Origin of the sequence: Pandoraea faecigallinarum (genome assembly GCF_001029105.3) — a bacterium.
In the GTDB taxonomy this organism is placed as follows: Bacteria; Pseudomonadota; Gammaproteobacteria; order Burkholderiales; family Burkholderiaceae; genus Pandoraea; species Pandoraea faecigallinarum.
The window spans coordinates 3,004,715-3,018,108 of sequence record NZ_CP011807.3 but is presented as its reverse complement, the minus strand read 5'-3'; the positions used below and the strand labels follow the sequence as shown (position 1 = coordinate 3,018,108).

8 protein-coding genes and 1 tRNA gene are annotated in these 13,394 nt (G+C 62.3%); 3 read left to right on the top strand and 6 right to left on the bottom strand.

All coding sequences use genetic code 11. The annotated features are described in order from the left end of the window. Positions 1-63: 63 nt before the first annotated feature. Entirely contained in the window at positions 64-1,056 is a 993-nt protein-coding gene (locus AB870_RS13045; protein ID WP_047905045.1) for a hypothetical protein, read from the bottom strand. Between the two features lie 1,655 nt (positions 1,057-2,711). Further along, positions 2,712-2,788: transfer RNA gene (locus AB870_RS13040), tRNA-Pro, on the bottom strand. A 301-nt stretch (positions 2,789-3,089) separates the two neighbouring features. Here AB870_RS13040 and AB870_RS13035 point away from each other — a divergent pair. Next, positions 3,090-4,778: an AMP-binding protein gene (locus AB870_RS13035; RefSeq protein ID WP_047905044.1), complete on the top strand. Its 1,689-nt coding sequence runs from the start codon at positions 3,090-3,092 to the stop codon at positions 4,776-4,778. Between the two features lie 29 nt (positions 4,779-4,807). On the opposite strand, the gene AB870_RS13030 is transcribed toward AB870_RS13035, so the two are convergent. Then, on the bottom strand, positions 4,808-5,581 hold the full coding sequence (locus AB870_RS13030) for a sulfite exporter TauE/SafE family protein (protein ID WP_047905043.1): 774 nt from the start codon (positions 5,579-5,581) through the stop codon (positions 4,808-4,810). 599 nt (positions 5,582-6,180) lie between these two features. Between AB870_RS13030 and gshA the strand changes: the two genes are divergently transcribed. Together gshA and AB870_RS13020 are read left to right on the top strand one after the other, a co-directional pair. Next, positions 6,181-7,743, top strand: coding sequence for a glutamate--cysteine ligase (gene gshA, locus AB870_RS13025; protein WP_047908168.1), 1,563 nt, complete (start codon positions 6,181-6,183; stop codon positions 7,741-7,743). Between the two features lie 145 nt (positions 7,744-7,888). Beyond that, the gene (locus tag AB870_RS13020) at positions 7,889-9,355 is read left to right on the top strand and encodes an IS1182 family transposase (RefSeq protein WP_053059358.1); all 1,467 of its coding nucleotides are present in this window, start codon (positions 7,889-7,891) and stop codon (positions 9,353-9,355) included. 73 nt (positions 9,356-9,428) lie between these two features. Here AB870_RS13020 and AB870_RS13015 read toward each other — a convergent pair whose 3' ends face one another. The 3 genes from AB870_RS13015 to AB870_RS13005 form a co-directional block, all read right to left on the bottom strand. Beyond that, positions 9,429-9,752 carry an AzlD domain-containing protein gene (locus tag AB870_RS13015; RefSeq protein WP_047905041.1) on the bottom strand — a complete coding sequence of 108 codons (324 nt, stop codon included), beginning with the start codon at positions 9,750-9,752 and terminating at the stop codon, positions 9,429-9,431. Continuing rightward, positions 9,749-10,555: an AzlC family ABC transporter permease gene (locus AB870_RS13010; RefSeq protein WP_084664157.1), complete on the bottom strand. Its 807-nt coding sequence runs from the start codon at positions 10,553-10,555 to the stop codon at positions 9,749-9,751. Before AB870_RS13010 ends, AB870_RS13015 begins: the two co-directional genes overlap by 4 nt. Positions 10,556-10,805: 250 nt before the next feature. Next, the gene (locus AB870_RS13005) at positions 10,806-13,307 is read right to left on the bottom strand and encodes a penicillin-binding protein 1A (protein WP_472462566.1); all 2,502 of its coding nucleotides are present in this window, start codon (positions 13,305-13,307) and stop codon (positions 10,806-10,808) included. Positions 13,308-13,394: the final 87 nt, after the last annotated feature.

The following is a 13,394-nucleotide window of genomic DNA, read 5'->3' as shown; positions in this document are numbered from 1 at the left end:
ATGCGACGCGAGGAATACCTTGCATCTGCGTCGGCACACTGGGACCGGAGATGAATCTGGGCGTTACCAGCCCCTCACTGCGCACGGACTGCGCCAGCAACAATTGATTGTGTAGACCTCGCGAGCGACATCGTCGGCGGGCGGCGTCGCGCCGAAATGGCTTTTGATTTCCGTGATGACGCCATTGAGAAGTTGCTCACCGGTCGGCGTGCCCGGGAGCTTCTTGTAAAGATTCTCATAGAAGCTGAGCGCGATCGTGTTACTTTTTTCGAGACGTATCAACCGGTCCCGCGTCGCTTTGTGAGTGGCGATGTCCGACTCGAGGCCGATGATTTGCGCCAGTGGGGAAAGAAAACGTCCGGTTTCACCCGCCGTGCTCAAGAGCTGGCGATCATTGAGTCGGGCGGACTCCGGGTAACGGGCGGCAATTTCGCGCGTCTGCGTCAAGCGGGACGACAATTCGCGCAAGTTCTGGTTGATGTCAATGAGTTTGTTGTCGAGCGATTGGCGCTGACTGCGCGCGGCCATCAGCCGGGCACGTAATTCCGATGCCAGCGTCTGCTTCAGCATTTGATCCACGACGAACGCGGCCAGCAATTGCATACGCGCCGCCGCGTCCTCGCCGGAATTAACGCTTTGCATCGTCATTGTCAGGCCGGACGAAAATAGCGCGGACTGATCTTTATCGCCGACGTATCGCAGATCGTCCTTCCCGTACGGCATCGTAAGCACCACGTTCTTATTAATGAAAGCGGGGCTGAGCGCCTTAATCAGGTATTGCCCTTCGGGCGTATCCAGTTTTTTCTTCTGTGTGAGGTAGTTTCGTAACTGCGCAGTGTCATAAAAGGCCTGGCGCTGTGAGTTGTAGAGCGCGATGGGGCGATGCAACGCGACAAAGCCTTTACTCTCGAAATGAAAAGCACGCGAATGTCCGACCCCATAGGCGATACCCGCGACGGCAATCGCCAGCGGCGCGAAAATCCTCCACTGAGCGACGAGGCGATATACCCACGGAGGGATCGGATGATCGTCAGTGTTCCCCGATTGAAAATCCATAGCTTTTTAAAATATCTATTTGGAATTTTTCAAAACGCTCGTACGTTTCCGGCCGATGATGCAGCAAAAAACCTGGGTATTGTCGCATATATCGAACGTCATACGGGATAGCTCCCATATCGCCAACGGAAACTTCGGGCATGAGCAAGGTTCAGAGCGAGATTCAGAATGCGGTAAGCCGCGAGCATCTTAAAGCGACGTAGGGCGTTTTCCGCTTGCGAGCGTAGATGGCTGTCGCGCCCGGTGCGTCGCAGAGCGCTCTATCGGCTCCGGCGCAGGGGGGGCGAACCGCCCTAAAGAACCGGTGCGACTTCGAGATCTATTTAAACTACTTCTGTTAAGGCGACCCTTGCCGTAAGCGATGGACCGTCCAGCCCATGTCAAGCACCGAGATGTCATGCAACCACGTGACGTCGAATGGGCAAATCCAGTACGACTGGGATTACTGACGGCGCGCGGGCGCCGTGGTGCAATGGCAGCCCTTCCATGTAATCGTTATCATTGATTGCGTGCTTCCCCGGAAGAACAGCGGCACCACCGTCAGCCACCTGACCCAAAACACAGTATCGACATCCACAAAACGGGGTATTGACGACCGAAAAACCGGCAAATATGCTGACCCGATTTTCAATAGAACGATAAAGGATGGGGGAATGCGGATCAGGGGATTTTGCTAGGTGCGATAGTGTCGGCAGGCCTTGTCAAGCGATCTACGTGTGGCTCCAGTCGAATTGGAAGTCGTGTCCGAATGACTGCGTTCTTCAGGGATCGACCCACTTCCTTCCACGGATGAATTGACGCTGCGGCTTACCGGGAAGTACGAGGAATCGATGAGCGGGCACGTCTCGCCGTCGTGAAGTTTGCGAATCATTTAACAGGAATGCGAAGACTGATTGGGTGGTGTCTATTGCTGGCGCCGGCGATGGCCTTTGCGCAGGGAAACAACTGCGATTGCCAGCAAGTTGTCGGGATTTGCGCGGTGTCCGTGAACGTCGTTCCAACCGAATCGACGAAAGGTAGCTATGCGGCAGACCTGAGATTCACGTCAAGCGCCCCTATTTGCTCCAAGGTCGATTACTTCGTTGACGGGACACCGTATTTCACGATTCTCATTCAAGGAAATCGTGGTGAGGATAGGGTATTTGGACAGAAGCCTATTTCCCGGACAAACCTCTCCGGCATTTCGTGTCGGGTATGTAAGCGCGCCGACGGTGCAGCGCCAGATTCGCGATCGGGTACGAACTCATCAGATCGGGCTTTTACCTCGCAGCTTGACGGGACTTGGTGCTCGCGCGACGCGTACGGACGAAACATCATTTCGATTTCAGGGAACTCGATCAGATTTGCCTTCGTAGGCGATTCCGGAAGTTCTGGAAATAGTGGCACCGTCTCGCGGCTGAACGATACCGACTTTGCCGTGGCACTGGCCAATGGCTACAAAGACCTATATCGGATGAGTGATAAGGACCACTACAGTTGGATCGAGCGAGACGGCGCGCCAACTCCCCAAAATGGGATCACCGCCGCGAGGTGTTCCGGCTGATCCCGCGCAACGGGAGGCGCGCACTTGACGTCGCGATAAACGTGGCGCGGCTCCGAACAAATCGACTTATAAGAAAAAACCCGCACAGCCAAAGACTGTGCGGGTTCTGTTCTGGTCGGGGCGAGAGGATTTGAACCTCCGACCACCTGCACCCCATGCAGGTACGCTACCAGGCTGCGCTACGCCCCGTGAGAGACGCTTCGTTAAGAAGCATCGCTCGAAAGAACGCGATTATAGCAGAGCTTTTTGCGGGAAAGATAGGGGGCATGCGCGCGCGACGCATCTTTTTTTCCTTCCCTTCGCTCGCCACGCATCAACTCATTGAATCGCTTCTGTTTTTCGCGCGGCACAAACCGTTTCACGTCGGTGCATCACATCCCGAACGCCGTCCCCGATCACGATGATGGTTATCCCGAATGTCGAATTCGAAGGGCCTCACGATAATGGAAATCTGCCCAGATCCATTGCCCACGAGGCTCGGAGACAAGCGATGCCGCACACCCAGGGATTCGGCGACGCACGCGATCTACTGCTCGCGCAGCGCGCTCATTACGACGTGGCGTACCGTGATTTCCGCTGGCCAGTCCTCTCGCAATTCAATTGGGCGCTGGACTTCTTCGATCCGCAGGCGCAGGGCAACGACAACCCGGCCCTCTGGGTCGTCGAGGAGGACGGCCGGGAAACACGTCTGTCGTTCGCCGAGATGTCCGCCCGCTCCAATCGCGTCGCCAATTTTCTTCGCGAACATGGTGTCGCGCGCGGGGACCGTGTGCTGCTCATGCTGCCCAATCAGGTCGAGCTCTGGGACCTCATGCTCGCCTGCATGAAGCTCGGCGCCGTCATGATTCCCGCCACGACGCTGCTCGCGGCGGGCGACCTCGCCGACCGGCTCGAACGTGGGCGCGTCCGTCACGTGGTCACCACCGCGCGAGACGCACTCAAGTTCGCCAGCCTGCCAGGCGGCTACCAGCGCATCGCCGTTGGCGACGGGGCGCCCGCCGGATGGACGCCGCTCGCGCCGGCCTACGATGCGTCGGCCCGCTTCACGCCAGATGGCATCACGCTCGCAACCGATCCGCTGTTGCTGTACTTCACGTCGGGCACGACATCGCGTCCCAAACTCGTGCTGCACACGCATCAAAGCTATCCCGTCGGCCATCTCGCCACGATGTACTGGCTCGGCCTGCAACCCGGTGACATTCACTGGAACATCAGTTCGCCGGGATGGGCGAAGCACGCGTGGAGTTGTTTCTTCGCACCGTGGAATGCCGGGGCCACCATCTTCATCTACAACTTTTCGCGCTTCGACGCACGCGCCGCGCTCCAGACCGCCGCGCGTTGTGGTGTCACCACCCTGTGCGCGCCGCCGACCGTCTGGCGCATGATGATTCAGGAAGACCTCACGCGGCACGCCGTGAAATTCCGCGAACTGATCGGTGCGGGCGAGCCGCTCAATCCCGAGGTGATCGATCAGGTCCGGCGCGCATGGAACATCACGATCCGCGATGGTTACGGGCAGACGGAGACCTGCTGCCAGATCGGCAATTCGCCGGGGCAGGCCGTCAAGGCAGGCGCCATGGGACGCCCGATGCCGGGGTATCGCGTCGTGCTGCTCGACGCGGATGGCAACGAAGCCGACGAGGGTGAAGTGGCGCTGGTGTTGTCACCGCGCCCGACAGGCCTGATGCAAGGGTACGAGGACGATCCCGGGAAGACGGCCGACGCGATGCGTGACGGCTACTATCACACCGGTGACGTCGCCATGCGCGATGAGCGCGGTTATTTCACTTATGTCGGCCGCGCAGACGATGTTTTCAAGGCCTCCGATTACCGCATCAGCCCGTTCGAACTGGAGAGCGAAATCATCAAGCATCCGGCTGTCGCCGAGGCGGGCGTCGTCCCGAGCCCCGACCCCGTCAGGCTCGCCGTGCCGAAGGCCTTCATCACGCTGCGCTCCGGATTTCAGGCCGACGATCGGCTCGCGCTCGACATACTGCGTTTCTGCCGCGACCAGCTCGCGCCTTACAAGCGCATTCGCCGCATCGAGTTTTGCGATTTGCCGAAGACGATCTCCGGCAAGATTCGCCGCGTCGAACTCCGGCGCACGGAGGAGGGCCGCAGCCTGGAGCTGCGTCGTGAAAGGGAGTTCTGGGATGTCGACTTTGCCGATCTGAAGTGACGTCGGCCGATGCATCGATGCGCCCGCGCTCAACGCATGTGCTGAATCACCAACTCGGCACCCAGCATGGCCAGCCCCACGAAGAAGCAGCGGCGGAACACGGGCGCGCTCACGCGGGCGCGCACCCATTGGCCGAAGAACATGCCGCCCAGCGCCGGCGCAACCGCAAGCAGCGATACACCGATGGCATGGCCGTGGAAGATGCCGTCGCGCGCCAGTCCGGCGGCCAGCGCAATCGTGGACACCGTGAACGACAGACCCAGCGCCTGTACGAGATCGTCCTTCTCGAGATCGAGCGCCTGAAGAAACGGCACGGCGGGAATGACGAAGACGCCAGTTGCGGCCGTCACCAGGCCCGTAACGACACCAATGCCGCCGCCAAGCGCGCTCACACGCGAACTCGTCCATGTTTTCGGCATGTGAAGCCGCACGGCCGCCAGCCCGAGCGCCGCATAGACGAGCAACGCCCCCCCCAACGCCATTCCGGCCAGATTGCCGCCATTTGCGAGCCATCCGCCACCCGCCCAGGTACCGATACAGATACCGAGAAGCATCGGCCACAGGCGCCTGGCCAGCGCGGCAAAGCGCGGCCCGGCCAGCAACTGCCAGACGTTTGTCACGAGCGAGGGCACGATCAGCAGGGCGGCCGCCTCGGCCGTCGGCATGGCAAGGCCCAGCAGACCGACGGCCACCGTCGGAAGGCCCAGCCCGATCACGCCTTTGACAAATCCGGCAAGCAGGAAGGTAACGAGGCCCAGCGAGAGCAGGGGGAGAAGATCAGCGAAGTGTTGAGTATTCATCATGGTGTGAGTATCGGCGGGCGGCGACGGGCCGCCAATGCGGCATTCGCGCAGGCGGACTCAGGCTGGCGCTGAGGCTGCTGCCGGGACCGCCACTGTGGCTCGTGCGGCGGTCCATGCCGATCCATACCGAGGCTGCGCTACGGTGAGGGTTCGAAATCGACACCTGAGCGAGGCTCACGCCCCTGATCGGGACCGACGCCGACGTTGAACGGCATTGCGGCCGATGTCGATGCGAACTTCGAGACAGGTGTCCCGAAAAGTCGTGCCGAAGTGGCGTCCGACGCGGTTTGGCGTTTTCAGTTATGCTCAGGCCAAATTCGCGCCGTGCCGCGCATCGGGCGCGTCCCCCGGAGTCCAGGTTCCGGCGGCCGTGCCGCCGCCGTCGGCACCCCCGTAGACCTCCGCACGCCGTTCGCCGCCGAAACGCAAACCGACCGTGACGCCTGTCATGGCGGGTTTTGCCGGTGACCGTCATGCCATAGCACTGCGCTTGTCCAGAGGGATGGAAGTTGGAAAACCAGAATCGTCAAAACGAACACACGGCTCGCGCCGCTCATGCCGGCACTCATGCGTTACTCGACCAGCGCCTCGCGCTCGTCATGCAACCGGCGCACCGGGACCTGCTCGGTCAGGGCCTGTCGGGAATCGAACGCGAAACGCTGCGCGTCGAAGACAACGGCGCACTCGCACTGACGCCGCATCCGCGCGCGCTCGGCTCGGCGCTGACCAACGACGAGATCACCACCGACTACTCAGAAGCGCTGCTCGAATTCATTACGCCGCCGCAACGCGACGCCGCCGAGGTCATCGCCCGCCTCAATGAGATCCATCAGTTCGCCTATCGCAAGCTCGGCGCCGAGCTGCTGTGGAGCGATTCGATGCCGCCCGCACTGCCGCCCGAGGAGGTGATTCCGATTGCCGACTACGGCACCTCGCACATCGGCCTGCTCAAGCACGTGTATCGCCGGGGCCTCGCGCTACGTTATGGCAAGCCGATGCAGTGCATCGCCGGCATCCATTACAACTTCTCGCTGGCCGAACCTGTCTGGGAACTGCTGCGCGAAGCCGAAGGTTCGACGGATTCCGCGCGCGACTATCAGTCGGCGCGGTATGTCGCCCTCATTCGCAATTTTCGCCGTTATAGCTGGCTGTTGATGTATCTGTTCGGGGCGTCGCCGGTGCTGCATGCCGAGTTCCTGCGCGGGCGCAACCACGGTCTGGAGTCGTTCGACGAGGGCACCCTGGGTCTGCCGTACGCCACGAGCCTGCGCATGAGCGATCTCGGCTATCAGAACAGTGCGCAGTCCGAAGTCTCGCCGTGCTACGACTGTCTGCCAAGCTACATCGATGCGCTCACGCAAGCTGTCAGCCAGCCGCATCCCGCCTACGAGGCGCTCGGCACGAAGCGTAACGGTGAATGGATTCAGTTGTCGACGAACTTGCTGCAAATCGAAAACGAGTTCTATGCGACGATTCGCCCGAAGCGCGTGACGTATAGCGGCGAGCGTCCGGTACAGGCACTGGCGCGCCGTGGCGTGCAGTACGTCGAAGTGCGCTGCATCGACATCGATCCCTTCCAGCCTGTCGGTATCGATGTCGACACGGCACGCTTCATCGACGCCTTCCTGCTGTTCTGCGCGCTGGAAAACAGCCCGTCGTGCTCGAATGCGGAGAACGCGGAAAATCGCGACAACTTCGCGCACGTGGTGAAGGAGGGCCGCAAGCCCGGTTTGAGGCTGCACCGCGGTGGCGAGGCGATCACGTTGTTCGACTGGGCGCAGGAGTTGCTCGATCGCATCGACCGCACGGCCGCGGCGTTCGACGCGCAACGGGGCGGCGCGCATTACGCGCATTCGATGGCGCTGCAACGCGCCAAGGTACAGGACGTGTCGCTCACGCCGTCCGCACGCGTGATGGCGGCGCTCGAACCGCTGCGCGGCACGAAGGGCGGCGCGTTTCAGGCGTTTGCGCTGGATTGGAGCAAGCGTCACGCGCGCACGCTGCGCGAGATGCCGCTCGACGCGGCCGTCGTCGAACACTTCGAGACGCTGGCGCGCAAGTCGCTCGACGCGCAGGCCGAACTCGAACGCACGCAAGTCGGCGATTTCGACGCGTTCGTGGCGGCCTATCGTGCCGGAACGCTCGGGACGGTGAGTGTCTGACGTCCTTCGTCCTTCGTCCTTCGTCCTTCGTCCTTCGTCGTTCCTCACACGAACAACCGGCACCATGAAAAAAGCGCCTTGCTAGGCGCTTCAGATTGCTGACAAACCCTCGCCAAGTGCGAGGGTTTTGTTTTTTAATAGCAGGATGCTAAAGATCCCGACGCCCACGCAGCACGAACTCGAGATGGTGACGCTCGAGGAACTCGTGCCGAAGGACCACCTGCTGCGCCAGATCGACGCGGCAGTGGATTTCGAATTCATCCGCGAAAAGGTCGCGCATCTGTACTGCGCAGACAACGGTCGTCCGGCGCTCGATCCGGTGGTGATGTTCAAGCTGCTGTTCATCGGCTACCTGTTTGGGGTGCGCAGTGAGCGGCAGTTGATGCGCGAGGTCCAGGTCAACGTCGCCTACCGGTGGTTCGCCCGGTTTCGGCTGACCGACAAGGTGCCGGATGCGTCGACGTTCTCACAGAATCGCCGCCGACGCTTCACGGACACGACGGTGTATCAGGAGATCTTCGACGAGATCGTGCGCCAGGCGATGGGCCGTGGTCTGGTCGATGGCCGTGTGCTGTACACCGACAGCACGCACCTGAAGGCCAACGCGAACAAGAACAAGTTCGACGTGGTAAAGCTGGAACAGACGCCTGCGGCCTATCTGGAGAAGCTCAATGCGGCAGTGGATGCGGACCGGGCCGCGCATGGCAAGAAGCCGCTGAATCGGGACGACGATGAGCCGCCGTCGAGCAAGGACACCAAGATTAGCCGGACCGATCCGGACAGCGGCTACATGGTGCGGGACGACAAGCCGAAGGGCTTCTTCTATCTGGACCACCGCACGGTGGACGCCAAGCACGCGATCATTACCGATACGCATGTGACGCCGGCCTCGGTGCACGACAGCCAGCCGTATCTGGAGCGGCTGGATCGACAGCGCGAGCGCTTTGAGTTCAAGGTGGAAGCGGTGGGGCTGGATGCTGGCTACTTCACGCCAGCGGTGTGCCAGGGGCTGGAGGAGCGGGAGATTGCCGGGGTGATGGGCTATCGCACGCCGAACCACAAGCCGGGGCTGTTCTACAAACGGCAGTTCCAGTACGACGCGTACCGCAACGAGTACGTGTGCCCGCAGGGACAGGCGCTGCCGTACAGCACGACTAACCGGCTCGGCTATCGGGAATACAAATCCGATGCTCGGATATGCCGGTGCTGCCCGGTACGAGCACAGTGCACGAACAGTGCCAACGCGGTGAAGGTGGTGACGCGCCACGTCTGGGAGCGCGCCAAGCAGCGGGTGGACGCGAGGCGGCTGAGCGAGTGGGGACGACGCATTTACGCGCGGCGCAAGGAGACGGTGGAACGCAGCTTTGCCGATGCCAAGCAACTGCATGGGCATCGCTATGCGCGCATGCGCGGGCTGCGCAAGGTGGCCGAGCAGTGCTTGTTGGCTGCGGCGGCGCAGAACATCAAGAAAATTGCGATGCTGGTGGCGCGCCTACGGGCGCGTTTAGGCGAGCGTTCGTACCTCTGGCGCCCGTTTCGGTGGCTCATGAGCGTCCTGAGGGCTTGTCTCTCAATGTGCGCGCCCTTACGCTGCCCATTCGCCCTTGCCTAAAAGATAAAACCCCTCGCTCCGAAAAACGAGGGGTTCGTCAGCAATCTGAAGCGCCTTGCTAGGCGCTTTTTTCTTAGGCGAGAACGCCGAGCTGCCACGCGAAGAAGACAGCGAGTCCAGCCCCGATGGTGAGCAGCTGGTGGCGCGTTGCCGCGCACACGGCAGTCGCCAGCAGGGCCGCCACGAGCTGCGGATTGCGCCACGTCAATTCGAGCCCCTCGCCGTGCGGGGCCAGCGTCATCGGCACGATGATCGCGGTGAGCACCGTGACCGGCACGAACGATAACGCTTCGCGCAGCCACTCAGGGAAGCGCACACGATCGCCGAGGACGAAGATGGCGGCCTTGACCGCGAACGTCACGGCCGCCATGCCGAGAATTGCGACGACATAGTTCATTGCGCCCCTCCCGCCGATGTTTCCTGCGAGCGCATGCCCGAACGATCGTCCGGCGTGCGCCGATGCGTATCGCTCCCGGGGCCCGATGTCGGGCGTGCGCCGTTACGGCGCTTCGCATGCAGCGCCAGCATGCCCGCGGCAATACCGAGCGCCACGGCCGCGAGCAGGCCGAGCTTGTAGGGCATTGCGCGGCACAGATAGGCAGCGGTGCCCGCGACGACGGTCGCGATGGCCCACGGCATGCGCGCCATTTGCGGCACGATGATCGCGATGAACGTCGCCACCATCGCGAAGTCGAGTCCGAGCGTTTGCAGACGGGGAAAGGCAGCGCCGAACAGCAGACCGGCCAACGTCCACACTTGCCAGTTCACGTACATCGACAGGCCGGAACCGAGGAAATACCAATGTCCCATCGGATCGTCGGGATGACGGTGGAAGTAACTGCTCGTGACGGCGAACGTCTCGTCCGTGAGCACGAAGCCCAGCACCGCACGCCAACGCCAATCGAGATGCTTCACATGCGGCAGCAGGTTGGCCGCATACAGCATATGGCGCAGATTGACGATGAGCGTGGTCGCCCACAGCACGACGTAACCCACGCCGGTGGCGAACAGACCGGCCGCAATGAACTGGCTCGATCCGGCAAAGACGGACAGCGACATCAGTTGACCATGCCACAGCGCGAGCGGCGTCGTGGCGACCAACGCACCGAAAATGAGGCCGAAGGGGGCCGCGCCGACGATCATCGGCAAGGTGTCGCGGGCGCCTGTGGCAAAGCTTGCCGTGCGGGACAGAACCGGCATGGTGAGACGTTCCTGAAGGAAGATGGGCGAAGGTCCGAAGCCGCCAGCATAGCGGGTTCGCATCGTCGTGCGCTTGTACGTTCTTGCGCTCGACGTGCGCCAGGCCGCGTATGGGCACGCGCGTGTGCGGGGTGTGTGGACGTGACACCGGGAAGGCGAAGCGGCCGCCTGTCCGGGCGGCCGCTTCGCAAGCGTTACGAGATCGAAGTGACGTCCTGAGCGCTAGCCCCTGTGGGCGTCCGTCCGGCGATCACGGATGCTTGAACATGTCGAGAATGCGGGCCTTTTCGCTCGCGTCGGTCCCGCCGGGCGAGGGCGGTTGACCGGCCGCTGGCGGGGGCGCGGCCGGGGATGGCGAGCGGTTACCGAAGAACGGCAGCGAGAAGCCGCCGCTGTTGTCCTCGATACCGATGCTCGCGACAAACCCGTTGCCCGGCAGCTTGTCGGACTCGTACAGCTCGCCGTTCACGACGCTCACGCCGTCGGGCATCGGCATTTGCTGCTGCGGCACGCCGCTCAACGCTACACCCATGTACTTGAGCCAGACCGGCAACGCCAGTTGCGCGCCGAATTCCCGGCTGCCCAGCGTCTTCGGCTGGTCGAAACCGAGCCATGCCACCGCAACGAGCGAACGCTGATAGCCTGCGAACCAGCCGTCGACGGCATCGTTGGTCGTTCCGGTCTTGCCTGCAATGTCGGTACGCTTGAGCGCGTTCGTGCCCGACCCCGTACCGCGTTGCGCGACCGTTTGCAACAGGCTGTTCATGATGAACGCGTTCGGCGCGGAGATGGCGCGCGCGGCATTCACGCCTGCAACGACCGGCGTCGCCTTGTTCAGCACGTTGCCGCGTGCATCGCGAATTTCGCTGATGAGATACGGCGCGACGCGATAGCCGCCGTTTGCGAACACGGCGTAGGCGCCGGCCAGTTGCAGCGGGGTGGTCTGCCCGGCGCCCAGCGCCATGGGCAGGTATGGCGGCACCTTGTCGGCGTCGAAGCCGAAGCGGGTCGCGTAGTCCTGCGTGTACTGCGTGCCCGCGAATTGCAGCAGACGGATCGCCACGAGGTTCTTCGAGCGTTGCAGTCCTTCGCGTACGGTCATCGGCCCACTGAAGGCATCGTCGTCATGCGGGTCCCAGGCCTGTCCGCCGGTTTGTGCGGGCGGCAGGTTCAGCGGGCCGTCCATCACCATCGTGGCGGGACTCACACCCTTTTCGATGGCCGCCGAGTAGACCACCGGCTTGAAGGTGGAGCCCGGCTGACGCCACGCCTGCGTCGCACGGTTGAACTTGCTCTGGTTGAAATCGAAACCGCCGATCAGCGCGCGAATGGCGCCGTCGTCCGGCGAGAGGGAGACGAGCGAACCCTGCACCTCGGGCAACTGCGAAATGCGCCACTTGCCCCTGGCGTCCTTCATGATCCGGATGATCGAACCCGGACGAATGCGGAGTTTCTCGCTCGCTTTGGGCGAGAGCGCGGACGCGGCAAAACCGATGCCGTCGCCATTGACCACCGCGGCGTCGCCCGAGAGCGGCACCGCCGTGACTTGCGACGTGCTCGCGGCCACGACCACCGCAGCGACAAGATCTCCGTTATCCGGATGCTCAAGCAACGTATCTTCGATCAGTTGCTGACGGTCCGGCATGGCGGCCGGCAACTCCACGAAACCTTCCGCGCCGCGATAGGCGTGGCGACGCTCGTAATCGAGCACGCCTGCGCGTACCGCTTCATAAGCGGCCTGTTGCTTCTTCGAATCGAGCGTGGTGATGACGCTCAGGCCGCGCGTGTACGCGTCGTCCTTGTATTCGTCGTACACGGCCTGGCGCACCATTTCGGCGACGTACTCGGCATGCACGTTGTACTCGTTGCCGGATGTGCGCGTGCGAATCGGCTCGTGCAGGGCGTCTTCATACTGATTGCGCGAGATGTAACCCAGATCGAGCATGCGCTTTAGGATGTACTCCTGACGGATCTTCGCGCGCTTGGGATTGACGATGGGGTTGTAGGCGGACGGTGCCTTGGGCAGGCCGGCGAGCATCGCCGCTTCACCGAGGGTGACGTCTTTCAGATCCTTGCCGAAGTAGATGCGTGCCGCGCTGGCAAAGCCGTAAGCGCGTTGTCCCAGATAAATCTGGTTCATGTACAGCTCGAGAATCTTGTCCTTGGACAGCGCGGATTCGATCTTGTACGCGAGCAGCATTTCGTAGATCTTGCGCGTGGCCGTCTTCTCGCGTGAGAGGAAGAAGTTGCGCGCGACCTGCATGGTGATCGTGCTGGCGCCCTGTGCCGCGCCCCGGTGCATCACGTCCGAGACGCCCGCACGCAGAATCCCGATGAAATCGACGCCGCCGTGATCGTAGAAGCGGTAGTCCTCGATGGCGAGCACCGCTTTTTTCATGACGTCCGGGATCTGGTCGATGGTTACCAGACTGCGACGCTCCTCGCCGAATTCTCCGATCAGCACGTTATCGGCCGTGTAGACACGCAATGGCACCTTCGGCCGGTAGTCGGTAATGACGTCCAGCGGCGGCAGGTTCGGGCGCATCACGATCAATGCATAACCGACGATCAGCGCGGCGACGACAGCCAACCCTGCCAACGTGGCAAGGATAACGGCCAGCGTGCCGAATCCGCGCTGGCGCGCGTGGGGACGTCCATGGAGTGGGGGCGAGGCGGCGTGCGATGACTGCGCCTGAGACGTGACGACGGGGGACAAGCGGTGCGCGCGATGCGATGGCGCACGAGGCGGCAAACAATGCTTCAAGGACATACCCAACGAAAAATGCAGGATGGGAACAGGCCGGCCGGCCTAGCGCTGCGTGGATCCCCGCCGCGCGGC

Bases quoted from the DNA above. Each gene is read 5' to 3' on its own strand.
- AB870_RS13030 (WP_047905043.1), bottom strand. From the start codon at position 5,581: ATGATGAATACTCAACACTTCGCTGATCTTCTCCCCCTGCTCTCGCTG.
- AB870_RS13045 (WP_047905045.1), bottom strand. From the start codon at position 1,056: ATGGATTTTCAATCGGGGAACACTGACGATCATCCGATCCCTCCGTGG.
- gshA (WP_047908168.1), top strand. From the start codon at position 6,181: ATGCAACCGGCGCACCGGGACCTGCTCGGTCAGGGCCTGTCGGGAATC.
- AB870_RS13015 (WP_047905041.1), bottom strand. From the start codon at position 9,752: ATGAACTATGTCGTCGCAATTCTCGGCATGGCGGCCGTGACGTTCGCG.
- AB870_RS13010 (WP_084664157.1), bottom strand. From the start codon at position 10,555: ATGCCGGTTCTGTCCCGCACGGCAAGCTTTGCCACAGGCGCCCGCGAC.
- AB870_RS13035 (WP_047905044.1), top strand. From the start codon at position 3,090: ATGCCGCACACCCAGGGATTCGGCGACGCACGCGATCTACTGCTCGCG.
- AB870_RS13020 (WP_053059358.1), top strand. From the start codon at position 7,889: ATGCTAAAGATCCCGACGCCCACGCAGCACGAACTCGAGATGGTGACG.